Origin of the sequence: Nonomuraea rosea, from assembly GCF_039539705.1 — a bacterium.
GTDB classification, from domain to species: Bacteria; Actinomycetota; Actinomycetes; order Streptosporangiales; family Streptosporangiaceae; genus Nonomuraea; species Nonomuraea rosea.
In genome coordinates, this window is the sequence record NZ_BAABDQ010000010.1 from 291,449 (window position 1) to 313,214 (window position 21,766).

Annotated in this window: 20 protein-coding genes; 5 read left to right on the plus strand and 15 right to left on the minus strand. The window is 72.8% G+C overall.

All coding sequences use genetic code 11. The annotated features are described in order from the left end of the window. Window positions 1–7 precede the first annotated feature (7 nt). The 12 genes from ABEA43_RS24830 to ABEA43_RS24885 are packed head-to-tail and all read right to left on the minus strand — an operon-like array spanning window position 8 to window position 14,445. Window positions 8–3,262: a helicase HerA domain-containing protein gene (locus tag ABEA43_RS24830; RefSeq protein WP_345565299.1), complete on the minus strand. Its 3,255-nt coding sequence runs from the start codon at window positions 3,260–3,262 to the stop codon at window positions 8–10. Then, window positions 3,244–3,927 (minus strand): hypothetical protein, encoded by a 684-nt coding sequence (locus ABEA43_RS24835; protein ID WP_345565300.1) that lies wholly within the window; start codon window positions 3,925–3,927, stop codon window positions 3,244–3,246. Before ABEA43_RS24835 ends, ABEA43_RS24830 begins: the two co-directional genes overlap by 19 nt. Before the next feature lie 3 nt (window positions 3,928–3,930). Next, window positions 3,931–5,070 carry an endonuclease domain-containing protein gene (locus ABEA43_RS24840; protein ID WP_345565301.1) on the minus strand — a complete coding sequence of 380 codons (1,140 nt, stop codon included), beginning with the start codon at window positions 5,068–5,070 and terminating at the stop codon, window positions 3,931–3,933. Window positions 5,071–5,113: 43 nt separating this feature from the next. Then, window positions 5,114–5,881 (minus strand): carbon-nitrogen hydrolase family protein, encoded by a 768-nt coding sequence (locus tag ABEA43_RS24845; RefSeq protein WP_345565302.1) that lies wholly within the window; start codon window positions 5,879–5,881, stop codon window positions 5,114–5,116. Further along, window positions 5,878–6,312, minus strand: coding sequence for a winged helix-turn-helix transcriptional regulator (locus ABEA43_RS24850; protein WP_345565303.1), 435 nt, complete (start codon window positions 6,310–6,312; stop codon window positions 5,878–5,880). The genes ABEA43_RS24845 and ABEA43_RS24850 overlap by 4 nt, the downstream gene beginning before the upstream one ends. A gap of 40 nt (window positions 6,313–6,352) precedes the next feature. Further along, complete coding sequence (locus ABEA43_RS24855) at window positions 6,353–7,942, minus strand: ABC transporter ATP-binding protein (RefSeq protein ID WP_345565304.1); 1,590 nt, start codon at window positions 7,940–7,942, stop codon at window positions 6,353–6,355. After that, window positions 7,939–8,973: a serine hydrolase domain-containing protein gene (locus ABEA43_RS24860; RefSeq protein WP_345565305.1), complete on the minus strand. Its 1,035-nt coding sequence runs from the start codon at window positions 8,971–8,973 to the stop codon at window positions 7,939–7,941. The genes ABEA43_RS24855 and ABEA43_RS24860 overlap by 4 nt, the downstream gene beginning before the upstream one ends. 52 nt (window positions 8,974–9,025) lie before the next feature. Beyond that, window positions 9,026–10,186: an anhydro-N-acetylmuramic acid kinase gene (locus tag ABEA43_RS24865; protein ID WP_345565307.1), complete on the minus strand. Its 1,161-nt coding sequence runs from the start codon at window positions 10,184–10,186 to the stop codon at window positions 9,026–9,028. Beyond that, window positions 10,183–11,082 (minus strand): N-acetylmuramic acid 6-phosphate etherase, encoded by a 900-nt coding sequence (gene murQ, locus ABEA43_RS24870; RefSeq protein ID WP_345565309.1) that lies wholly within the window; start codon window positions 11,080–11,082, stop codon window positions 10,183–10,185. Before murQ ends, ABEA43_RS24865 begins: the two co-directional genes overlap by 4 nt. Then, a complete protein-coding gene (locus ABEA43_RS24875) occupies window positions 11,079–11,939 on the minus strand; it encodes an ABC transporter permease (RefSeq protein WP_345565311.1) in 861 nt (286 codons plus the stop codon). The genes murQ and ABEA43_RS24875 overlap by 4 nt, the downstream gene beginning before the upstream one ends. After that, the gene (locus ABEA43_RS24880; protein ID WP_345565313.1) at window positions 11,936–12,904 is read right to left on the minus strand and encodes an ABC transporter permease; all 969 of its coding nucleotides are present in this window, start codon (window positions 12,902–12,904) and stop codon (window positions 11,936–11,938) included. Before ABEA43_RS24880 ends, ABEA43_RS24875 begins: the two co-directional genes overlap by 4 nt. Beyond that, complete coding sequence (locus ABEA43_RS24885) at window positions 12,904–14,445, minus strand: ABC transporter substrate-binding protein (protein WP_345565315.1); 1,542 nt, start codon at window positions 14,443–14,445, stop codon at window positions 12,904–12,906. The genes ABEA43_RS24880 and ABEA43_RS24885 overlap by 1 nt, the downstream gene beginning before the upstream one ends. An 86-nt stretch (window positions 14,446–14,531) precedes the next feature. Here ABEA43_RS24885 and ABEA43_RS24890 point away from each other — a divergent pair, with 86 nt between their 5' ends. The 3 genes from ABEA43_RS24890 to ABEA43_RS24900 all read left to right on the plus strand — a co-directional run bounded on the left by ABEA43_RS24890 (window position 14,532) and on the right by ABEA43_RS24900 (window position 18,152). Further along, window positions 14,532–15,416 carry a MurR/RpiR family transcriptional regulator gene (locus tag ABEA43_RS24890; RefSeq protein WP_345565316.1) on the plus strand — a complete coding sequence of 295 codons (885 nt, stop codon included), beginning with the start codon at window positions 14,532–14,534 and terminating at the stop codon, window positions 15,414–15,416. Between the two features lie 64 nt (window positions 15,417–15,480). Further along, the gene (locus ABEA43_RS24895; RefSeq protein WP_345565318.1) at window positions 15,481–16,371 is read left to right on the plus strand and encodes a sulfotransferase family protein; all 891 of its coding nucleotides are present in this window, start codon (window positions 15,481–15,483) and stop codon (window positions 16,369–16,371) included. A 140-nt stretch (window positions 16,372–16,511) separates the two neighbouring features. Continuing rightward, complete coding sequence (locus ABEA43_RS24900) at window positions 16,512–18,152, plus strand: arylsulfatase (protein WP_345565320.1); 1,641 nt, start codon at window positions 16,512–16,514, stop codon at window positions 18,150–18,152. A gap of 101 nt (window positions 18,153–18,253) precedes the next feature. Here ABEA43_RS24900 and ABEA43_RS24905 read toward each other — a convergent pair whose 3' ends face one another. Beyond that, the gene (locus tag ABEA43_RS24905; protein WP_345565323.1) at window positions 18,254–18,850 is read right to left on the minus strand and encodes a TetR/AcrR family transcriptional regulator; all 597 of its coding nucleotides are present in this window, start codon (window positions 18,848–18,850) and stop codon (window positions 18,254–18,256) included. An 87-nt stretch (window positions 18,851–18,937) separates the two neighbouring features. Here ABEA43_RS24905 and ABEA43_RS24910 point away from each other — a divergent pair, with 87 nt between their 5' ends. Then, window positions 18,938–19,891: an oxidoreductase gene (locus ABEA43_RS24910; protein ID WP_345565325.1), complete on the plus strand. Its 954-nt coding sequence runs from the start codon at window positions 18,938–18,940 to the stop codon at window positions 19,889–19,891. Here the strand turns inward: ABEA43_RS24910 and ABEA43_RS24915 are convergent. Continuing rightward, window positions 19,849–20,415, minus strand: coding sequence for an Ig-like domain-containing protein (locus tag ABEA43_RS24915; protein ID WP_345565327.1), 567 nt, complete (start codon window positions 20,413–20,415; stop codon window positions 19,849–19,851). The two genes, ABEA43_RS24910 and ABEA43_RS24915, sit on opposite strands and share 43 nt — an antisense overlap. A gap of 184 nt (window positions 20,416–20,599) precedes the next feature. Between ABEA43_RS24915 and ABEA43_RS24920 the strand changes: the two genes are divergently transcribed. After that, a complete protein-coding gene (locus ABEA43_RS24920; RefSeq protein WP_345565329.1) occupies window positions 20,600–21,118 on the plus strand; it encodes a peptidoglycan recognition protein family protein in 519 nt (172 codons plus the stop codon). Between the two features lie 7 nt (window positions 21,119–21,125). On the opposite strand, the gene ABEA43_RS24925 is transcribed toward ABEA43_RS24920, so the two are convergent. Continuing rightward, the gene (locus ABEA43_RS24925) at window positions 21,126–21,662 is read right to left on the minus strand and encodes an NUDIX hydrolase family protein (protein ID WP_345565331.1); all 537 of its coding nucleotides are present in this window, start codon (window positions 21,660–21,662) and stop codon (window positions 21,126–21,128) included. Window positions 21,663–21,766 lie beyond the last annotated feature (104 nt).

Here is a 21,766-nt window from a genome sequence, read left to right on the forward strand (position 1 = left end):
CGCGCGCTCACGCCAGGCGTGGCCCGCTGATCCCCGGCCGGCTCCGCTCGATGACCTCCTCCGTGGTCAGCGGCGACTTCGGATGGCTGGTGAGGCACATGGGGGCGCGTACCTTGACGAACGCCCCGCCCTCCAGCGCGACGTAGAACTCGCCCGCGCTCAGCCGTGACACGTCGGGCACGTCGCCGCCCTTGGCCCGCGCCATGTCCCGCGCGGCGGCGATCTGGATCGGGGCGTTCAGCAGGCCGAAGAACTGCGTGGCCGAGTTGCCGGGGACCTGGTTGTGCAGGCCCTTGGGGGCCTGGGTGGCGAAGACCAGGCCGAGGCCGTACTTGCGGGCCTGGGAGGCGAGCAGCACCGTGCTGCGGGTGGCGACCGAGCCGCCGGCGGCCGGCGCGAACGTCTGCGCCTCGTCCATCACCAGCAGCGCGCCCAGCGGCCGGTCCTGCGCCGGATGCCGCTTGAACCAGACGAACAGCTCCATCTGCAGCCGGCTCACGAAGCTCTGCCGCTGCTCCAGCCCGGGCAGCCCGACCAGGCTGATCACCGACACGCGGGCCCGCCGGCCTTCGGGCGGGCTCACCAGCATTCCGGGGTCCACCGGCTCCCCGGCCCCGCCGAACAGGGGGTCGTTGTCCATCGCCGCGGTCAGCGACTGGGCCAGATCGGCCGCGATGCGCGGGGCGCCGGCCAGCTCGCTCACGCCCTCCGGCAGGTCGGACAGCAGCGCGGCGAACCCCTTCAGGCTCGTCGCCCCCCTCAGGCCGTAGTACGCCAGCGCCTTCCTGAGCACGGCCTGCCCGAGTTGCGCCTTGCCCGTGTTGGCGTCGAGCCTGACGCGCGGCACGATGAACGCCACCGCCGCCTCCACCGCCTCGGCGAACTCGTCGGGATCGCCGGCCAGGCCCGCGAGGTCGGGCAGCGGCTGGAAGCTCAGCGGCCGCCCGCCCCTGCGCCCGGGGGTCCAGACGATCACGTCGGTGCCCGCCAGGTACTCCTCGGCCCTGCGCGCGTCGCCGTCCTCCCAGTGCGGAGGGGGCTCCGGCCACGGCTCGCCCAGCCTGGCCAGGTCGTTGTTGGGATCGAGCACGACGGCCGAGACGCCGAGCAGCGCGCACTCCTCGATCAGCCGCCGGATCAGCACGGTCTTGCCCGAGCCGGAGCCGGCGAAGATCGTGACGTGTTTCCTGAGCGCCTCCAGCGCCACGCTCACGGGCGCGCCGTCCGCGGCCCTCCTGCCGACGGACAGGTACGGCGCCCGCGTCGCGAACCCCGCGGACCCGCGATGATGCGCGCTCCACGCACCGCCCGCGGGCAGCGTCTGCGCACCCTCCGGACCACCCGGCACGCCGCCCTGCGCGCTGCCCGGGTGGCCCGGCGTGACCGCCTGCGCGCCCCCGGGGTGGCCCGGAGTGCCGGGAACGCTCCAGGCGGTGGCCAGGGCCTCGCGCAGGAACGTCACCTCCCCGGCAGGTCTGCGGGCGGCCAGCCAGGCGGCCAGGCCCGGCGGGTTGCCGGCGAGCAGCAGCTTGAGCGCCGCCAGCACCCGGAGATCCGCCTCGCTCACCCGCAGGGTCCGCCCGCCGGCCCGTTCGAACGCCGCGATGGCCGCCTGCGTCGCGTTCCCCTTCGACCACGGCAGGTTCCGCAGCAGGAACAGCCGCCGCTTGGGCACCTCCGCGTCCAGCCCGGCCGCGACCGACGCCTTGCGCACCCGGTTCAGCGCCGCGTTGCCGTGCTCGGCGGTGACCGCGCGGAAGGCCCAGTGGACCTCGTCCTCCCTGGCCTCGTCGAGCGTCCTGCGCAGGCGCGCGTGCAGCGGCGGCTTCGAGCTCGGCGGCGGGTCCACGCTGAACTCCAGCCCCGGCGCCCCCTGCTCGGCGATCCACGCCGACAGCCCGGCCGACAGCAGCGCGGGCATCTCCGCGTCCTCGGTGACCTGGTCGATCAGCGGCGCCCGCCCGCCGTCCCGCAGCTCCGCCCACCGCGCGTCGAGCTCGGCGAACCCGGCCGCCGTGTCAGACGCGGCGGCGGCCGGGGGTGCGACGGGGCCCGGCTCGGTGCGCGGCGTGCCGAACCCCCTCAGCTCCGTGACCTCACCGGCCGTCAGGCACGCGTGGACGTGCCGGTCGATCCGGATGAGGAGCTGACGCGGCGTGAACCCGGGCGCCTGCTCGAACGCCTCGGGCCGCACCGGCCACGTCGGGTACGGGGGCACGATCCCGGCGGCGCCGTACTGGACCTCGAAGCGCCTGGCGACCAGAGCCCGCGCTGTGTGCGCGTCCGGGATGGTCATGAGCTGGACCGCCTGCCTGAACCGGTCCTGCACCGTGTCCACCGCCACGTTCTCGATGAGCGTCCAGGTGTTCGGGATGCAGGTCACCACGGTCAGCGTCCGGCGGGTCACCTCGCGCAGGGCCATCAGCCCGCCGGCGATCCGCTCGATCATCAGCGCCTCACCCCGGTCGCGGACGGCGCCCTGGGTGGGGATCGAGGACTGGGCGATCAGCGGGTCGATCTGGTCCACGGCGATGACCGTGGGCCCGGTGAGCGCCAGCAGCCGCGAGATGTCCCTGACGATCTCCTGCGGCGTCCTGCCGACCTGGCGGACGCCCCATCGGGCGCGTTCGCCCGGCTCGCCCTCGGGCGCCGACGACAGGAACGCCTCGCCCACGTCCTGCAGGCCGAGATCGGGGCCGGCCAGCAGCACCAGCGCCCGCGCGGCGTCCTGGCTGTCCCTGCCGACCTGCCCGTCGTAGCGGCGCAGCGCCGCCACGAACGCGTCCAGCTCCTCCCGGGAGACGGCCTTCTTCCCGGTGATCGCCCGCCGGACCATCCGCGAGACGCCGACCTGCGAGGCCAGCCGGTCGAGGAAGACCGTGAGCTGGACCTGCCCGTCCTCGCGCCGGCGCCAGAGGCTGTCCAGCACGGAGACCACGGTGCTCTCCCAGAATCCCTTGGCGTCCAGGAGCCCGACGAGGACGAAGTAGCCGCCTTCGCGCTGGGCGCGCTCGCGTACCCAGCCGAGCAGGTGGGTCTTGCCCGTGCCGCGCTGGCCCTGCACGACCACGCCGATGGGGCTGGCGTCGTGCCCGCTCGCGGCCGCCGACAGCCCGTCGAGCAGGATCTTCGTGGACGCGCCGTGCAGGCCCTCCACGTGGTACGCCGAGCGGCGCCACACGTCGTCGGCGCCCTCGGTGTAGTTGAAGCTGAGCGCGGCCAGGTCCCGCGTCCCGCCGGCGCTCACGGTGTGCCGATCCACAGCAGGTGCTTGGCCTGCTCGCCGATGATCACCGCCGCCTCGCGGTCGCCGGGCGTGAGCGTCTTCTGGTTCGACTCGGGGACGAGGTTCACGTCGGGGAGGCGTTCCATCAGGATCAGCGCCTCGTCCACGCGGGCCCGCGGCACGTCGCCGAGCAGCGGGCGCAGGCCGGCCAGGCTCACCCACGCGCCCGGCTTGGCGGCCAGCCTGGCGTAGGCGTCCCGGATGCGCCCCTGCAACTCGCCGGCTTGCCGGCCGGACTCGTCGCCCGGCTGGGAGCCGGGCTGGGAGCCGGACTGGGAGTCGGGCTGGGGATCGGGCTGGAACACCTCGGCCAGCCGCTGGTCGGTGCGCCGCATGAACCGGGGCAGCCAGCCGAGCAGGGCCCGAGCGATCGCGCCCGACGAGCCGGTCTGCGGCGGGATCGTGCCCGTGCGCAGGTCCTCGGCCAGCCGGGCCCACCCGGCGTCCGTCAGCACGTGGACGAAGGCGCGTCCCGGCTTGCGGCTCTCGACCAGCTTCAGCTCGTTGAGCTTGCGCCGTCTTTCGCCGTCGATCGTCAGCTTGTGACGCTCCTTGAGCTCGGTGTTGGAGACCTCGCGCGCTTCGACGGCGAGCACCACCAGGGCGGAGAACTCGGGTAGCGACAGCCCGTTGTCTGGCATAGCTCATCCTTCCGTCCCGCGGCGGCCCCGCAGGAACTGCCCGATCTGGCGGATTACGGTGTCCATGTCAGTCAACACCTGGAAATCGGGGAAGCGCAGTACGGCGTAACCATCCAGTTGTAGCCGGACGTCCCGCTGCCGGTCGTCGGCGAACTTGGCGGCTCCCCGATGGTCGGGCCCGTCGATCTCCACCACGCACCGCTCCCGCTCCCACATCAGGTCCACCCGGATGGGGGCGGCCAGCGGGTGCGGGTGGTAGGTCTGGTTCCACGCCCGGCCCGCCGCCCACGCGTACGCGGTCAGTGCCGCCTCCAGGGCCTGCTCGCTGCGGCTCCCGGGATGCGGCCGCCCGGCGACGGCCGGATAGCCCACGGCGGGCGGGCGCGGGGCCGTCGCCCGCGTCAGCACCTCCCCACCACCAGGCTCCCCAACACCAGGCTCCCCACCACCTACGAGCCCGCCGCCCGCGTGACCGCTTCCTGCGTGGCCGCCGCTCGGCGGGTCCAGGTGCACCGATACCGTCGGTATGCGGTCGATCGCGTCCAGGGGTGCGCCGGTCAGCCAGACGCCGGCCGCGCTCCGCTGGGCCAGCCACTCGCACGCCCCGGCCAGCACCTCCTGCGCCCGAGGTCCCAGCCCGTCGGGGACGCGGACCAGGATCGCCGCCCGCCGCCTGCCGAAGCTGTCGGCCAGCACCCGGACCAGCCCGGCCGCCCGCACCTCAGGAGCGAAGACGCTCGCCGTGATCGGCCCCGCCCCACGCGCCTCCAGAGCAGCGGCCAGGGCCTGCGGAGGGGAGGTCAGCGATCGTTCCGCCAGTTCGGCCAGGAACGGGCCGAAGTGCTCGCTGGCCGCCGCCCGGCGCAGCGCCAGCGCGCGTACGGCGGGCAGGTTGACGCCGCCGGGCCCCTCGGTGCCCGCCGCCCCCGGCAGCCAGGCCGGGAACAGGGCGATGGCGGCCCGATCCAGCTCCCGCAGCACCGACTCGACCACCTCCCCGACCGAGGACGCCCCGGCCGCGAAGTAGGTGACGACGGCGGGCCCGCTCTCCGGGAGCGGGTCGACGGCCAGGGCGAGCGCGTCCGGGCCGGCGTCGAGCCGCACCACCCGCCCGACCGGCAGCTCCTCCGCCCACGACCGCACCGCGCACCACCCTCAGCGGACTGCCTGCGACGGTATAGGCCACCTACCCGGTTGTCAGCCCTCCGGAGAGCCCCTCGCGGAAGCCACGGTCCGTGCGGTCCTGCCGGAACGCGTCCAGCCGGCCGAAGTCGAGGTCGTGCGCAGAGACGGGCGCCTCGGGCGGCCCGGTGAAGAACCCCGTGCGGGTCTCCGGGCAGGGGTTCGCGAAGCCGGTGACCCCGGCGCACGGATGCCCGTGATACGTGCTCTCGTGATGCCAGTCGCTCACCGCCACGTACGTCATGAACTCGTACGCCCGCGCCACGCTCATGTGCTGCCACAGCTCGCGCGCCGGCGCGGGCCCGTCCCATCGGGTCACCGAGAAGGCGGGCACCAGGACCGCGTCGAGCCCGTCACGCCCGGCCAGGCTGGCCGAATACCACAGGTCGGCGCAGAGCAGCACGTGCAGCCGCCGCCCGCCCAGCTCGAACCCGTCGCCCGGCCGGCCGGGCCGCACGCCGGAGCGCAGCTCCAGACCGTAGGGGTGCACCTTGTCGTACTCCGAGAGCAGCTCGCCGTCCGCCCCGAACACCGCGCCCCGGTTGATCGCGCCGTCGTAGTGCGACCCGCCGACGACCGCCGCCCCGGCCCCCGTGGCGAGATCGCGCACCCTGGCCAGGTAGGCGTCACGGGGCAGGCTCGCGCCCGCCAGCTCGGGCAGGAGCAGCACGTCGCCCGTCCCGGGATGCTCGGCGACGAGCCGCTCGATCGCGTCGAAGTTCGCGTGGCCGTCGGGGGACCACCGCGGCGGCTGGACCAGTAAGATCCTCACCCGGCCTCCCGCTGAGCGGCGCTGACGAGCGTCATGTCCTCGGCGCGCGCGGGCTCACGGCAGCTCGCGCACACCGTGACCGGCTCCATGATCTCGCCGCAGCGGTGCCGCCACACGGTGGGCGGCGGGCCCTCGGTGACGTACCGGTCGCCCCAGGCCATGAGCGTGAGCAGCACGGTGTGCAGGGCCTGGCCGGCCTCGGTCAGCACGTACTCGTACCGGGGCGGGTGCTCCTCGTACAGCTCGCGGCGCAGCAGCCCGACCTCCTCCAGCTTGCGCAGCCTGACGGTCAGGACGTCGCGGCTGGCGCCGGTGTTGCGGGCGATCTGGTCGAAGCGCCGTACCCCGAGCAGGATCTCCCGCATGGCCAGCAGGCTCCACCGCTCGCCGACGACCCCGAGCGCGTTGGCGATCGAGCACTCCCTGGGCATGGCGGGCACCTCCGATGACCGGTAAGTCGGACATTCCAACTTACCCGCTGCCGGGGATGGCGGCGAGCAGCTCGCGGGTGTAGTCGTCGCCGGGATGGTCGAAGATCTCCTCCGCCGTGCCGCTCTCCACGATCCGCCCCGAGCGCATGACGTGCACCGCGTGCGAGATCATCCGTACCACGGCCAGGTCGTGACTGATGAACAGGTAGCTGAGCCCCAGCTCCCGCTGCAGCTCGGCGAGCAGCTCCAGGATCTGCGCCTGCACGAGCACGTCGAGCGCCGAGACGGCCTCGTCGAGCACGACCAGGTCGGGGGAGAGCGCCAGCGCCCTGGCGATCGCCACCCGCTGGCGCTGGCCGCCGGACAGCTCGTGCGGCAGCCGCTCGCCCATCGACGCCGGCAGCGACACCTTCTCCAGCAGCTCGGCCGCCGTCTTCTTGCGCTCGGCCGCCGTCCCGACGCGGTGCACGCGCAGCGGCTCGGCGATCGACTTCTCGACCGTGTAGCGGGGGTCGAGCGAGGCGTACGGGTTCTGGAAGACCGGCTGCACCCGGCGGCGGAACGCGAACAGCTCGCGCCGCCCGAGCCCCGTCATGTCGGTGCCGTCGAAGTGGATGCTGCCCGAGGTGAGGTCGTCGAGCCCGAGCAGCAGGTTCGCGGTCGTCGACTTGCCCGAGCCCGACTCGCCCACGATCGACACGGTACGGCCGCGCGGAATGCTGAACGAGACCGCGTCCACCGCGGTGAACTCCTCCGCGCTGCCCCTGATCGGGTACACCTTGCGCAGCCCCTCGACCACCACGAGGTCCTCGGCCGGCCGCGGCGGCTCGGCGACCCGTACCGACGACAGGCTCGGCACGGCCTTCAGCAGCCGCCTGGTGTACTCGTGCCCGGGCTCGGCCAGGATGCCGGCCGCCGGCCCGGTCTCGACGATCTCGCCCTGGTACATGACGGCCACCACGTCGGCCCGCTCGGCCGCCAGCGCCAGGTCGTGCGTGATGAGGAAGACGGCGGTGCCCATCTCGGCGGTCAGCTGTTCGAGCTGGTCCAGGATGCGCCGCTGCACGGTCACGTCGAGCGCGGAGGTGGGCTCGTCGGCGATGAGCAGCTTCGGCCGGCAGGCCAGTCCCATGGCGATCAGCGCGCGCTGCCGCATGCCGCCGGAGAACTCGTGCGGGTACTGCCCGGCGCGCCGTTCGGGGTCGGGGATGCCGACCATCTCCAGCAGCTCGGTCACCCGCGCCCGTGCCGCCTTGCCGGCGGCGACGCCGTGCACCTCCAGCGCCTCGGCGATCTGGTCGCCGATGCGCATGAGCGGGTTGAGGTTCGACATCGGGTCCTGCGGGACCAGCCCGATGCCCGCGCCGCGGATCGCGGTCATCTCGCGCGGGCTGGCCTTGGCCAGGTCGCGGCCGTCGAACAGGACCTGCCCGCCGGTGATGCGGCCGTTGTCGGGCAGCAGCCGGTTGACCGCGGCGGCCGTGGTCGACTTGCCCGACCCGGACTCGCCGACGACCGCGACGGTCTGGCCGGGCAGGATGCGCATGGAGACGTTCTTGACGGCGGTGACGTCCTGCCTGCGGGTGCGGAAGGCCACCGACAGGTCGCGGATCTCCAGGAGCGGGGTCATGCTGTCCTCGATCGTTGTGTGGTGGCCTGGAGCAGGCCCGTCCAGAGGTCGTCGGTCGGCGCCGGGGCGCCCTCGACGAGGAGGCGGTTGCTGGCCAGGGCCAGGGCGACGTCGCGGCCCGGCACGAACCCGACCGCGCAGCCCACGTAGCCGGTGTGGCCGAGCACCTTCACGCTCTCGCCGGCCAGGTCCAGCTCGTACCTGCGGAAGCCGAGCGCCTGCTCCGGGTCGGGGCCCGGGGCGAAGAACTCCCGGACGACCTCGGGCCGCCACAGGTCGTCGTGCTCCTCGTAGCGGGACAGCGCCATGCCGTACCGCAGCAGGTCGGGCACCGTCGAGAACAGCCCGGCATGCCCGGAGACCCCGTCGAAGGCGTGGCAGGCGTTGCCGTCGGCGACCTCCCCGATCACGGGCTCGTACCGCCAGTGCGCGAAGTCGGTGCTGCGGTAGGGGACGGGATAGGGCCGGCCGGTGTCGAGCATGGTCATCTCGACCCGGTCGTCCAGGGCGCTCATGGCCACCTCGGCGCCGGCCGGGCGCGCGTACGTGGTGGAGGTGAGGCCGAGCGGCCTGGTGACCAGCTCGGCCACGGCCCGCTCCAGCCGCAGCCCGGTGGCGGACTCGACGACCTGGCCGAGCAGGATGAAGCCGAGGTCGGAGTAGTGCCGCGCGCGGCCTGGACGGTAGCGCGGCGGCGGCAGCTGCCGCTGGATGTACAGCGGCCACCACTCCCACAGCCCGCCGCGGTGCAGCAGCAGGTCCCGCACGGTGATCGCCTCGTACGACCGCGGCAGGTACGCGCTCAGCGGCGCGTCCAGGTCGACCAGCCGGTCCGACACCAGGCGGATGAGCGCCGTCGTGGTGGCCAGGACCTTCGTCACCGAGGCGAGGTCGTGGTAGGTGTCCCAGGTCATCGGCTCCTCGCCGACGCGTTCGCCGTCCTCCCAGCGCACGGTCCTGTGCCCGGTGCACTCGTCGAGGTCGAACGACGGCGTGCGCGCGGCCATGACGACCCCGGCGGGCGCGTTCACGCGTGCGCCCGCACGGTGCGGCGCCGCCTCGCGTCAGCACCAGGGAGCCGCCTCATCGCGTCAGCACCAGGGACAGGGGCGCCTCCGCGAGCGGCGCGGGCAGGACGAGCGGGCCCGCTCCCGGCGTCAGCGTGCCGAGGACGCGTGCCGCGCGGGCGCCCGTCCCGCCCGGCACGGTGCCCGGCAGGCCGTGCGCGCTCAGCCAGCCGATCAGGGCGAACGCGATCGCCTCCTTGTCGTCGGAGGGCGCGCCGTAGTCGTCGGACGGCGCCACGTCCACGCCGGGCAGCGCGGCCCGCAGCCCGTCCATGATCACGGGGTTGCGGCAGCCGCCGCCCGAGACGACCAGCGCGCCGACGCCGGCGGCCCGCACGTCTCCGGCGACCGTGCGCACGGTCAGCTCCGTCAGCGTCGCGACGAGATCGGCGTCGCCGGCCGGGCCGGCCTTCGCCAGCGCCTGCTCCACATAGCCGAGGTGGAACAGCTCCTTGCCGGTGCTCTTCGGCGCGGGCAGCGCGTAGTACGGCTCGTGAAGCAGCACCTCCAGCAGCCCGGGCAGCACCCGGCCGGCGGCGGCGATCCGGCCGTCCTCGTCGAAGCCCCGCGCGTTCAGCCCCCGGCTCGTCACCACGGCGTCGATGAGCGCGTTGGCGGGCCCGATGTCGTAGGCGCGCAGCTCGTCACCGCGTACCACGGTCATGTTGGCGATGCCGCCCAGGTTGAGCGCGGCCGCTCCGCCCGCGCGCCCGCCGAGCAGCAGCCCGTCCAGCACCGACACCAGCGGCGCCCCGTGCCCGCCCGCCGTGATGTCCCTGATCCGCACGTCGGACAGCACGGGCACGCCCGTGCGCTCGGCGATCCAGGCCGGCTGGCCGATCTGCAGCGTGCCGAGCGCGTGCGCGTCGCGCACCCAGTGGAACACCGTCTGCCCGTGCGACACGATCAGATCGACGGGCCCGCCCGCGGCGATCGCGGCTGCGGCCGCGTCGGCGAAGCTCTGCCCGATGAGCGTGTCCAGCTCGCACACCTCGGCGAGCGTCGTCGGCGCGGGCGGCAGCGCCGCGATGAGCCTGGCCCGCAACTCCTCCGCGTACGGGGTGCTCGCCGTGTGGCCGACCGTGCCTTCGAGCACGCTCCCGGCCGGCTCGAAGTCCACCACCGCCACGTCGATCCCGTCGTGCGAGGTGCCGGAGATCATCCCGAGAACTCTCATACCTGCTCTCCCAAAGCCGCTCGCAGCCGTCCGCCCGATCGCGCCAGCCGCGCCGCGGCGTCCTGAGGGCTCAGGTCGAAGCGCGAGGCGACGACCGCCTGCTTGACGTTGAATCCGTTCCTGTCCAGCACCGCCAGCGCCTCGTCGCGCCCGGTCCCCGTGATCGTCCGTACGATGCGCACGGCGCGTTCGCGTAGCTTGCCGTTGGTGGCCTTCACGTCGACCATCAGGTTCCCGTACGTCTTGCCGAGCCGCACCATGACGATCGTCGAGAACATGTTGAGCACCAGCTTCTGCGCCGTGCCCGCCTTGAGCCTGGTGGAGCCGCTGACCACCTCGGGGCCGACGAGCACCTCGATCGCGTGCTCGGCCACGCCGCCCAGCGGGGTGCCCGCGTTGCACGCCAGCCCCACGGTCAGCGCGCCCAGCTCGCCGGCCCGCCGCACCGCGGCCACCACGTACGGGGTGCGCCCGCTCGACGCGACCCCCACCACGGTGTCCAGCGGCCCGATGCCGGCCGCCTCGATGGCGGCGACGCCGGCCGCCTCGTCGTCCTCCGCGCCCTCGCACGGGGACACGATCGCGCTCTCCCCGCCGGCGATGATCGCGAAGACCTGCTCGGGCGGGGTGCTGAACGTCGGCGGGCACTCCGAGGCGTCCAGCACGCCGAGCCGCCCGGGGGTGCCCGCGCCCACGTAGACCAGCCGGCCGCCCGCCTCCATGCGCTCGGCCGTGGCCTCGATCGCCGCGGTGATCCACGGCAGCGCCCTGGCCACCGCGCCGGGCACCGAGGCGTCGGCCGCGTTCATGGTCGCCGCCAGGTCGGCCACGCTCATGGTGTCGATGCCCGCGAAACGGGGATCGGCCGATTCCGTCGTCAGTTCTGAGAGATTCACCGCTTGCCTCGGTCTCGGGCGCCACGGGTTCCGGCGCCGCGGTTTCGGGGGTCGAGAGTGTCGCGCAGGCCGTCGCCCAGCAGGTTCAGGCCCACCACGAGCAGCACGACGACCGCGCCAGGCGCGATCAGCGTCCACGGGGCCACGAAGACCAGGCTGCGCGCCTCGAAGATCATCGAGCCGAGCGACGGCGCGGGCGGGGGAGTGCCCAGGCCGAGGAAGCTCAGCGACGCCTCGGTCAGCACCGCCCACGACAGGGACAGCGCCACCTGGATGACGACGATCGAGGTGATGTTCGGCAGCACGTGGCGGAGCATGATCTGCCAGCGGCTCTGCCCGGTGGACACGGCCGCGCGCACGTACTCGATCTCCCTGAGCGACAGCACGGGGCCGCGCGTGACGCGGATGAAGATGGGGACGTACACGATCGCGATCGCGACGGCGATCGTGAACCAGTTGCGGTCCAGCACCGACGCCAGCGACAGGGCCAGCAGCAGCGGCGGGAACGCGAACAGCACGTTCGTCACCCCGCCGATCGCGCCGTCGGCGAAGCCCCGGTAGAAGCCGGAGACGAGCCCGCCCAGCGTGCCCACCACGGTCGCGAACGCCACCGCGACGACCGCGATCAGCGCCGAGTTGCCCACGCCGGCCGCCACCCGGGAGAACACGTCCCTGCCGAACTGGTCGGTCCCGAACAGGTGCGCGCCCGACGGCGCGAGGAAGCGCGACGGCGGGTCCTGCGCGATCGGGTCGTACGGCAGCAGCCCGGAGAAGGACAGCAGCGCCAGAACGGCCAGCAGCACGAGGATGACGACGCCCGCCAGCCCGGCGGGACTGCGCCGCAGGAGGCCGCTCACGACGCCCTCACCCGCGGGTCGATCATCCGGTACAGCACGTCGGTCAGCAGGTTGACCAGCACGAACGCCAGCGCGATGACCAGCACGGTGCTCTGCACCACCGCGTACTCCTTCTGCTGGATGCCCAGCAGCACCTGCCTGCCGATGCCCGGCACGGAGAAGATCTGCTCCACCACGACCGCGCCGCCCAGCAGGTACCCGAACTGCAGTCCCGTCATGGTCACGATCGGCACGAGCGCGTTGCCGAGCACGTGCCTGACCTGCAGCCGCCGCTCCGGCACGCCCTTGGCGCGGGCGGTGCGGACGAAGTCGTTCGAGCGCACCTCCAGCACCGCCGTGCGGGTGGTGCGCAGGATCGGCGCGGCGATGCCGAAGCCCAGCACGAGCGCGGGCAGGAACATCTGCTGCAGGTTGAGCAGCGGGTCGTCCACCAGCGTCGCGAAGCCCTGCCCGTTGGGGTTGAACCCGAACGACGCCGCGAAGATCGACAGCAACGTGGTGGCCAGCAGGAACGCGGGGATCGACAGCCCCGCCAGGCTGACGACCTGGCCGGCGACGTCCCTGGGGGAGTTCGTCCTGGAGGCCGCCAGCATGCCGAGCGGCACCCCGATCAGCAGCGCCAGCACGATCGAGAACACCGCCAGCTCGAACGTCACCGGCAGCGAGTGCAGGGTCAGGTCGAGCACGCTCTGCTGCGAACGCGCCGAGTAGCCGAAGTTGCCGGTGAACATGTTGCCCAGCCACGAGAAGAACTGCGTGACCAGCGGCTGGTCCAGCCCGTAGTAACGCTCCAGCGCCTGCTGCTGCGCCGGCGTCAGCGCCGCGGCCTCGGTGCCGAGCCCGGCCGTGATCTGGTTGCCGGGGATGGCCCGGAGCATGACGAAGACGAACACGGCCACCCCGAACAGGGTGCCGATCGTCCCCGCCACGCGCCGGACCGCGCGGTTGCGTACGAGCCCGCGCATCAGCTGACGGACGTCGTACGCAGGTACTGCAGCGAGCCGCTGGCCATCGGGACGAAGCCCTGCACGTTCTGCGTCGTGGCGGTGTAGGTGTAGCCGGAGAACAGCCAGATCCAGGCGGCGTTGTCCTCCAGCTGGGCGCCGACCTGGTCGTAGATCGCCTTGCGGGCGGCCTGGTCGGTCGTCGCCTTGCCCTCGGCGAACAGCTTGTCCAGCTCGGGGGAGCTGTAGCCGGCGACCTTGTTCAGGTTGCCCTTGCTGGTGAAGTAGCGGCCGTAGGAGCCGTCGGGGTCGGGACGGCCGCCGTTCAGCGCGACCGCCGCGTCGAAGTCGGCCGCGACCCAGCGGTCCACGAACGCGCCCGACTCCAGCACCTCCAGGTCCAGGTTGATCTTGGCCTCGGCGAGCTGCGCCTTGAGGTTCTGGGCCTCGTTGACCGAGGTGGCGTACTCGCCCTGGGAGACGATGGTCTTGACGGTCACCCCGCCGGACTTGCCCGCCTTGCCGAGGTATTCCGCCGCCTTCGCGAGGTCACGAGCAGGGCAGGGGCGCTTGTTCGGGTCCGACTTGAAGGCGGGGGCGGTGATCGGCCCCGTCACCTCGCCCTCGCCGAGCGCGGCGGTGTCGAGCACCTGCTTGCGGTCGACGGCGCACTGGATCGCCAGCCGCACGTTGACGTCCTTGAGGTCGCCCTTCTGCGCGTTGAGCTGCAGCGCGTGGTAGTTGAGCTGCGGCGTCTTGGCGACGTTGATCGTGCCCTGCGCGGTCTGGGCCACCAGCGGGTCGTTGAAGACCGCGAGCTGCACGTTGCCCGACTGCATGGCCGAGACGATGGACGACTCGTCGGGGATCACCCGGAACTCGACGGTGCCCACCTTGGGCTTCTCGCCGCCCCAGTACTTGTCGTTCTTGGCGAGGGTGATCGACTGGCTGGCCACGCGCTTGCTCAGCGTGAACGGGCCCGTGCCGTTGGGGGTGGCGTTGAGCTTCTCCTCGGTGTCGTCGGAGGAGAGCATGGCCATGTTGACCGTGGCCAGGTTGGCGGGCAGCGCGGCGTCGGGGCCGGTCAGCTCCAGCACCACGGTGCTCGCGTCGGGCGCCGCCACGGACTTCACCGACGACAGCGAGGCCCTGGCCACGGCCGCCGTCTTCTCGTCCATGATCTTGTCCAGCGACGACTTGACGTCCTTGGAGTCGAACGCGCTCCCGTCGGCGAACGTCACGCCCTGCCGGAGCTTGAGCGTCAGCTTCTTGCCGTCGCCGGCGGCCTCCCACGACTCGGCCAGTCCCGGCACCACGTTGAGGTCCTTGTCGAACTCCGTGAGCGTGCCGTACAGGGCCTGCAGGACGTTGACCGCCTGGAACTGGGTGGCCTTCCAGGGGAAGAGGGTGTCGGGATCGGAGGTCACGCCGACCACGAGACTGCCTCCGGGCTGACCGGCGGCGCCGGTGCTGGTGGCGGGCCCGGAGGAGGACGAGCAGCTGGTGAGGGCGATGGACAGCGCGGCGGCGGCGCCGATCGCGGAGAATGAGCCACGGGGCATGTGGTCTCCTCAGGGCAGTAGGTCATAAAATTACGCAGACCCTACCATTAGGGTATTTTCTTTCCTTAACGGGGGGATGGACGACCATGGCCGAGGACGACGGGACCGTACTGATCCGCATCCGTGCCGCCATGCCCGCGCTGCGGCCGTCGGAGCGCCGGATCGCCGAGGAGTTCGCCGGCGACCCCGCCGCGGCCGCGAACCTGTCCATCGCGGAGCTGGCCGCGCGCTGCGGGACCTCGACGACCTCGGTGGTGCGCTTCTACCAGCGCATGGGCTACGCCCACTACAAGGACTTCAGGATCGACCTGACCAGGGCGGTGGCGCGGGAGGAGCTCACCAGGTCGAGCCTGCCCGAGGTGTCGGGCGACATCGGCCGCCACGACAGCCTGGAGGGGATCGTCTCCAAGGTGGCGATGAACGAGACCCTGTCCATCGCCGACACGGCCCGCGCGCTGGACATGGACGCGCTGGGCGAGGCGGTGGCGCTGCTGCTGTCGGCCCGCAGGATCGACAGCTTCGGCGTGGGCGCGAGCGCCCTGGTGGGGCTCGACCTGCAGCAGAAGCTGTCGCGCATCGGGCGTACCGCGATCAACTGGCACGACTCGCACTCCGCCTGGACCTCGGCGGCCACGCTCGACGGCGCGTGCGTGGCGGTGGCCGTCTCGCACACGGGGGCCACTGTGGACACCGTCGAGTTCCTCTCGATCGCCCGCAAGTCGGGGGCCGCCACGGTCGCCATCACGAACTTCCGCGACTCGCCGCTGGCCGCCGCGGCCGACGTGACGCTGACGACGGCCGCCCGCGAGACCAAGTTCCGCTCCGGGGCACTGGGCAGCCGCATCGCCCAGCTCATGGTGGTCGACTGCCTCTTCACGGGGGTCGCGCAGGCCTCCTACGACGAGTCGATGGCGGCGCTGCGCAACACGTACGCGGTGGTGCACGATCGGGTCGTGCACAAGCGGACCTAGGCGGCGACATGTTCACAGGCCGGATTCACCTGGGGTTCACTGGCTGCCTCTACCTTCTAGGCCCATGAGCTGGAGGTATCGAGCGAACGCGACACTCGAAGGACTGACGGGATACACGCTGACGCGCGGGCTGCGCAGGGAGCCGCCGAAGCCGCCCCCGCCGCCGGTCCCCCTGGAGCTGCAGCGGCTGCCGGGCGACGTGGTCCGGCCGCCCGTGGACCCGGCGCGCGACCGGCTGCTGCGCGAGCCCGTGTTCCTGCTGTCCTCGGTACGGTCCGGCTCCACGCTGCTGCGCGTCATGCTCAACAGCCATTCGCGGGTGCACTCGCCGATCGAGACGCACTTCAGGCGGATGACCGTGGGCCTCGGCACCGATCCCGTGCGGCAGGCCATGGAGCTGCTCGGCCACACCCACAGCGACATCGAGCACCTCGTCTGGGACCGGCTGCTGCACCGCGAGCTGAGCCGCAGCGGCAAGCCGATCCTGGCGGAGAAGACGCCGAGCAACGTGTTCGCCTGGCGGCGCATCGCCACCTGCTGGCCGGACGCGCGCTTCGTCTTCCTGCTGCGCCACCCCATGTCCATCGTGCAGTCCTGGCACGAGGCCGACCCGGTCAAGCGGCCGATGGAGGAGGCGGTGCCGCGCACGCTCAGCTACATGACCTACCTGGAGGAGGCCCGTACCCATCTGGAGGGCCTGACCGTGCGCTACGAGGCGCTGGTCGCCGACCCCGAGGCCGAGCTGCGGCGGCTCTGCCTGTTCCTGGGCGTCGAATGGGAGCCGGCCATGCTGGACTACGGGGCGCAGGACCACGGCGGCTTCGTCAAGGGGATCGGCGACTGGCGGGACAAGATCCGCACCGGCACCGTGGTGGCGGGCCGCCCGCTGCCGTCGCCCGGCGAGGTGCCCGGCGAGCTGCGCGAGATCTGCCGCGCGTGGGACTACGACTGCTGACCGGCGGCGGGCCGGCCCCGGTCGCGGGCTGCTCCGGTCGCAGGCGGTCAGGTCGCCTGGGCTGTGACGTCACAGGGCTGTGACAGAGTTCGCCCGGGATTTGCCCGCTATTCGCCTGGGCCTCCGATATGTTGCCCTTCGTGATCAACGCGCCTTCGCGCCGCGCCTTCTTCGCCGGAACCCTCGCCGGAAGTCTCGCCGGCGTCGCCCTGCCCTCGGCCGCCCTCGCCTCGGACGCCGAGTCGGCGGCCCTGCCCTCGCGGCCCAACATCGTCGTCATCCTGGCCGACGACCTGGGGTGGGGTGAGATCGGCAGCCAGGGGCAGCGGCTGATCAGCACGCCGAACCTGGACCGGCTGGCGGCCGAGGGCGTCCGGTTCGAGACCGCGTACTCGGGGGCGCCGCTCTGCGCGCCGTCCCGCTGCGCGCTGCTCACCGGCCTGCACGCGGGCCACGGCACCGTACGGGAGAACCCCGAGGGCGGGCCGCAGCACTCGCTCACCGAGGCCGACCTCACCTTCGCCGAGCTGCTGCAGCTGTCCGGCTACCGGACGGCCTGCATCGGCAAGTGGGGCTTCGGCCCCGAGCAGCCCGATCAGGCCTCCCACCCGAACCTGCGCGGCTTCGACGAGTTCTACGGCTACATCGGCCACGTCCACGCCCATCAGTACTTCCCCACGTACCTGTGGCACAACGGCGCCAAGGTGCGCCTGGACGGCAAGACGTACGCGCCGCACCTGTTCCGCGAGCGGGCCGTCGCGTTCATGCGCAAGGGCGGCGACGACCCCTTCCTGCTCTACTTCGCCACGAACCTGCCGCATTCGCCGAGCGTGATCGCGGGCGACGCCGGCCGGTACGAGAGCCGCCCCTGGAGCGGCCCGAACCGCCGCCACGCGGCGCAGGTGGCCCGGCTGGACACCGACGTCGCCGCGCTCGTCAGGGCCTTACGCGAGACCGGCCTGGCCGAGCGCACGCTCGTGCTGTTCACCAGCGACAACGGGCCGCACAGCGAGAAGGGCGTGACGCCGGAGCTGTTCGACTCCAACGGCCCCTTCCGGGGCGACAAGCGCGACGTGTACGAGGGCGGCATCCGCGTGCCCATGATCGCCTGGTCACCCGGCCTGCGCCCCCGCGTGGTCAAGCAGCCGGTCGCGGCGTGGGACGTGCTGCCGACGCTCGCCGACCTGGCCGGGGTGCCGGTGCCCGCGCGGCTCGACGGCCACTCCTTCCGCGGCCTGCTCACCGGCGCGGGGGCGCCCAAGCACGACCACCTGGTGTGGAACCGGCCGCGCAAGGCCCAGGCCATCCGCCGCGGCCGGTGGAAGGCCGTCAGGTTCGCGCCGCACATCTCCGGGGCGGGGCCGGAGGGCCGCGTCGAGCTGTACGACCTGGCCGCCGACCCGGGGGAGCGCCGCGACCTCGCCGCCGCCCGGCCGGAGCTGGCCGGGGACCTCCTGGACCGGCTCGACCGGTCGATCGGCGAGGACCCGCGGGTGCCGTACGGGCTGAGGTCGGAGATCGCGGACGGCCAGATCGTCGTGACCCTGCACAACGGGTCGTCGGTGCCGTGGCGCTCGGTCCGGCTCGGCCTTGACGGCCCCCGCGAGCTGCGGTCGCATGCCGTGGAACGCGTGGACCCGGGGACGGCGATCGCGGTCGGCTTCCCCCTGCCCGCCGCGGGCCGCGCCCGGATCACGGTCCGGGCCGACTTCGACGCGAACGGCCGGTCACACGCCTTCCGCCGCCGCCACCACAGCACCGCCGCCGAACCCACCCTCTGACCTCCCGGCCCCCGCCGAACCCTCTCCGGCCCCTAGTCCCCGCCCAACCCTCTCCGGCCTTCCGGCCCTCCCAGCCCTTGCGGGGAAGGCTGGACAGGTCGTCAGCGGGGGCGGAGCGCGCCGGCGCGGGCGGCGGCCAGCGTGACGCGGACGGCCTGGTCGGCGGTGCCCTCGTCCACCGGCTCGCCCGTCAGCAGCAGCCGGAAGTAGATCGGCGAGATCATCGTCTTGAGCAGCTCGGCCGGATCGGTGCCCGCGGGCAGCTCCCCCCGCTCGACCGCCCGCGCGACCACCGGCTCCGCCCGCCGGAACCGCTCCTCGAACACCAGCCGCCGCGCCGCCGCCACCTCCGGCAGGTGCGCGGCCCCCGTGAACATCGCCGCCAGCACCGCAGCCTGCCCCGTCGGGCTCGTGTGCGAGACCACCAGCGCCCGCGCGAGCGCCCGCAGGTCGTCCTCGACCGCACCGGTGTCCGGGATCGGCACGTCGGCCGCGATGTGCTCGGCCAGCGCGTCCACCAGCAGCGCCTCGAGATCCTGCCAGCGCCGGTAGACGGTCGTCTTGTGCACCCCGGCGCGCTGGGCCACGCCGTCCACGCTCAGCGCCGCGTATCCCTTCTCCACCAGCTCGGCGAGCAGGGCGGCGTGGACCGCGGCCCGCACCTTCGCGCCGCGTCCGACCGGCTGGCGACGATCCATTGCAACTCCAAGTTGCGTTACAGGGGACAGAATGGCACGATCACTCTATCGCAACTTCAAGTTGCGATACCCGCAAAGGAGATCATCGTGCCCGGCATCTGGACCTTCGCCGACATCCCCGACCAGTCCGGCCGCGTGGCGGTCGTGACCGGCGCCAACAGCGGCATCGGCTACGTCACCGCCCGCGAGCTGGCCCGCCGCGGCGCCCTGGTCGTGCTGGCCTGCCGCAGCCCCGAACGCGGCCGGGCGGCCCTCGACCGGCTGCGCGCCGAGATCCCCGGCGCGCGCGCCGAGCTGGGCACCGTGGACCTCGCCAGCCTGGCGTCCATCGCGAAGTTCGCCGCCGAGCTCGCGCACCCTCGCCTCGACCTGCTGGTCAACAACGCCGGGGTGGCGATGGTGCCGTTCGCGCGGACCGCCGACGGGTTCGAGTCGCAGTTCGGGATCAACCACCTGGGCACGTACGCGCTCACCGGGCTGCTCATGCCCCGCCTGCTGGCCGCGCCCGAGCCGCGCGTGGTCACCGTCTCCAGCGAGGGCCACCGCTACGCCCGCTTCGACCTCGAAGCCGTGCACGCGGGACACCGCTACTCCGCGCCGTTCGCCTACCTGCGGAGCAAGCGGGCCAACCTGTACTTCGCCGTCGAGCTGCACCGCCGCGCCGCCGCCGCGGGCCTGCCGCTGCGCGGCCTCGCCGTCGCCCCCGGCCTGACCCGCACGAACGTCCTCACCGGCGGCGCGAACGCCGGCCGCGGCCGGCTCTACCGGGCGCTGCTGCCGCTGCTGGTCCGCACCCTGTTCAGGCCCACCCAGGAAGGCGCCAAGACCTCCCTGTACGCCGCCACGCTCCCCGGCCTGCCCGGCGGCGGCTACATCGCGCCCGGCGGATTCCTGGAGCTGCGCGGCGAGCCCGCCATCAGGAACGGCCATCCCGCGCTCCGCGACACCGACACCGCCCGCCGGCTGTGGGAGCTCTCGGAAGACCTCACCGGCGTCCGCTACGACCTGCCCGTGCGCGCTCCCGGCGGCCTGCCCGCATGAACGCCCGGGGTCACCCCAGGGCGTTCTTGCGCCACTGCTTCCAGCTCAACTGCCAGAAGCCCCACCCGTTGTCCCACCCCGACCGTCTCGCCGCGCCCCGGCGTCACGCTCGCGATCCCCAGCGTCCTGGCGGGCTTCAACGTCGTGAACCGGCTCGTGGCGGCCGCATCCGCACTGCCCCTGGCAGTGGCGGTGACGGTGAACGACCTGGCGGGTGCGAGGGCGCGATCGGACGTCCACTCCGTACGCGCCGCGTTGAACCGTCCCCTCACGCCCCCGGCCGTGACGCCGGTGAGGGTCCCGCCCGACACCCGCACGGTGATCCCGCGCTCGGGACGCACGTTCCTGCCGCCGTCGGCGGGCGTGATCCGGATGACCGGCGCGCTCCCGGGCGGTGTCACGACTGGTGTCACGGCGGGTGCCGACCGTGGCGGGCCCGGCCGTTCGAGGGCCAGGAGGATCGCCAGGGTCACCAGCACCACGGCGGTAAGTATCACGAAATATCGAAGCAACCGGCGGCTCATGGGCTGAGCCTCCCGATCATGGTGTTTCCCCGGCGTTAGCCGTCCCCGAAACCGTGATCAGCCAGGTCACCTGGCATGGAACCGTTACCAGAACGGCACCCCACTCTAGTGACAAAGAGTGATGACATGGCTACCTATTGTTGACATTCTAGTGGTCAAGGCATTCCGTTCACGAGAGGAACACATGAATCTGATCACCCGTCCCGAGTGGCACGCGAAGAAGCCCAGCGCCGGTTACACGCGCCTGTCCTCCACCCAAGGCGTCAAGATCCACTACACCGGCGGCAAGGTCCCCGCCGACCTCGCGGACTCCGGCAACCATGACCGCTGTGTCGACCTGGTCAGGGACATCCAGCGCATGCACATGTCGGGCGGACGCGGCGAGACGTACATCGACGTGGGCTACAACATGGTCTGCTGCCCGCACGGGCGGACGTTCATGGGCCGGGGCCCGCACGCGCTCCCGGCGGCCAACGGCGCCGGCCTCAACTCCGACCACTACGCGGTGCTCGCCCTCATCGGCAGCTCCGGATTCACCGACCCCAACGACGACCTGCTCAACGCGCTCGTCGACGCGATCGAATACCTGCGCGAGCACGGCGACGCCGGGCGCGAGGTGAAGGGCCACCGGGATGGCTACGACACCTCGTGCCCGGGCGATCCGCTCTATCGCTGGGTGCGCAAGGGCGCCGAACGCCCCTGACCCGCGCTCAGGTGAGGCGGCCGACGTGGGCGAGCGCCTGCTTCAGCAGCACTCCCTGCCCGCCCGTCATCTCCTGCTGCACCACCGGGGACGCCGCCTCCTCGGGTGTGAACCACACCAGGTCGAGGGCGTCCTGCCGGGGCCGGCAGTCGCCCGCGACGGGCACGATGTAGGCCAGCGAGACGGCGTGCTGGCGCGGGTCGTGATACGGGGTGACGCCCGGCGTGGGGAAATACTCGGCCACGGTGAACGGCTGCGGGGAGAGGGGGATGTTCGGAAGCGCCACCGGACCGAGGTCCTTCTCCAGGTGGCGCAGGAGCGCGTCGCGGACCCGCTCGTGGTGCAGCACCCGTCCCGACACCAGCGCCCGGCTGACCGTCCCGTCTGATGCGATGCGCAGCAGCGTGCCGACGCGGGTGACCACGCCGGTCTCGTCGACCCGCACCGGTACGGCGTCGACGTAAAGGATCGGCAGCCGGCCGCGCACCGATTCGAGTTCTTCGGGTGCAAGCCAGCCGGTCGCGGTTTCGGTCTTTTCGGTCATCTGCTGATCGTACGTCCCTGCCTGACCCCCGGAAGAGACGCCCCACCGGAGATCTCCCGGCCGACGACGGTGACGGAGCCGGCCGGCAGGTTGCCGGTGTACGG

What these genes read in the sequence shown, in the direction of transcription:
- ABEA43_RS24835 (WP_345565300.1), bottom strand. Translation starts at nt 3,927, where the DNA reads ATGCCAGACAACGGGCTGTCGCTACCCGAGTTCTCCGCCCTGGTGGTG.
- ABEA43_RS24850 (WP_345565303.1), bottom strand. Translation starts at nt 6,312, where the DNA reads ATGCCCAGGGAGTGCTCGATCGCCAACGCGCTCGGGGTCGTCGGCGAG.
- ABEA43_RS24855 (WP_345565304.1), bottom strand. Translation starts at nt 7,942, where the DNA reads ATGACCCCGCTCCTGGAGATCCGCGACCTGTCGGTGGCCTTCCGCACC.
- ABEA43_RS24865 (WP_345565307.1), bottom strand. Translation starts at nt 10,186, where the DNA reads ATGAGAGTTCTCGGGATGATCTCCGGCACCTCGCACGACGGGATCGAC.
- ABEA43_RS24880 (WP_345565313.1), bottom strand. Translation starts at nt 12,904, where the DNA reads ATGCGCGGGCTCGTACGCAACCGCGCGGTCCGGCGCGTGGCGGGGACG.
- ABEA43_RS24885 (WP_345565315.1), bottom strand. Translation starts at nt 14,445, where the DNA reads ATGCCCCGTGGCTCATTCTCCGCGATCGGCGCCGCCGCCGCGCTGTCC.
- ABEA43_RS24890 (WP_345565316.1), top strand. Translation starts at nt 14,532, where the DNA reads ATGGCCGAGGACGACGGGACCGTACTGATCCGCATCCGTGCCGCCATG.
- ABEA43_RS24895 (WP_345565318.1), top strand. Translation starts at nt 15,481, where the DNA reads ATGAGCTGGAGGTATCGAGCGAACGCGACACTCGAAGGACTGACGGGA.
- ABEA43_RS24905 (WP_345565323.1), bottom strand. Translation starts at nt 18,850, where the DNA reads ATGGATCGTCGCCAGCCGGTCGGACGCGGCGCGAAGGTGCGGGCCGCG.
- ABEA43_RS24915 (WP_345565327.1), bottom strand. Translation starts at nt 20,415, where the DNA reads ATGAGCCGCCGGTTGCTTCGATATTTCGTGATACTTACCGCCGTGGTG.
- ABEA43_RS24920 (WP_345565329.1), top strand. Translation starts at nt 20,600, where the DNA reads ATGAATCTGATCACCCGTCCCGAGTGGCACGCGAAGAAGCCCAGCGCC.
- ABEA43_RS24925 (WP_345565331.1), bottom strand. Translation starts at nt 21,662, where the DNA reads ATGACCGAAAAGACCGAAACCGCGACCGGCTGGCTTGCACCCGAAGAA.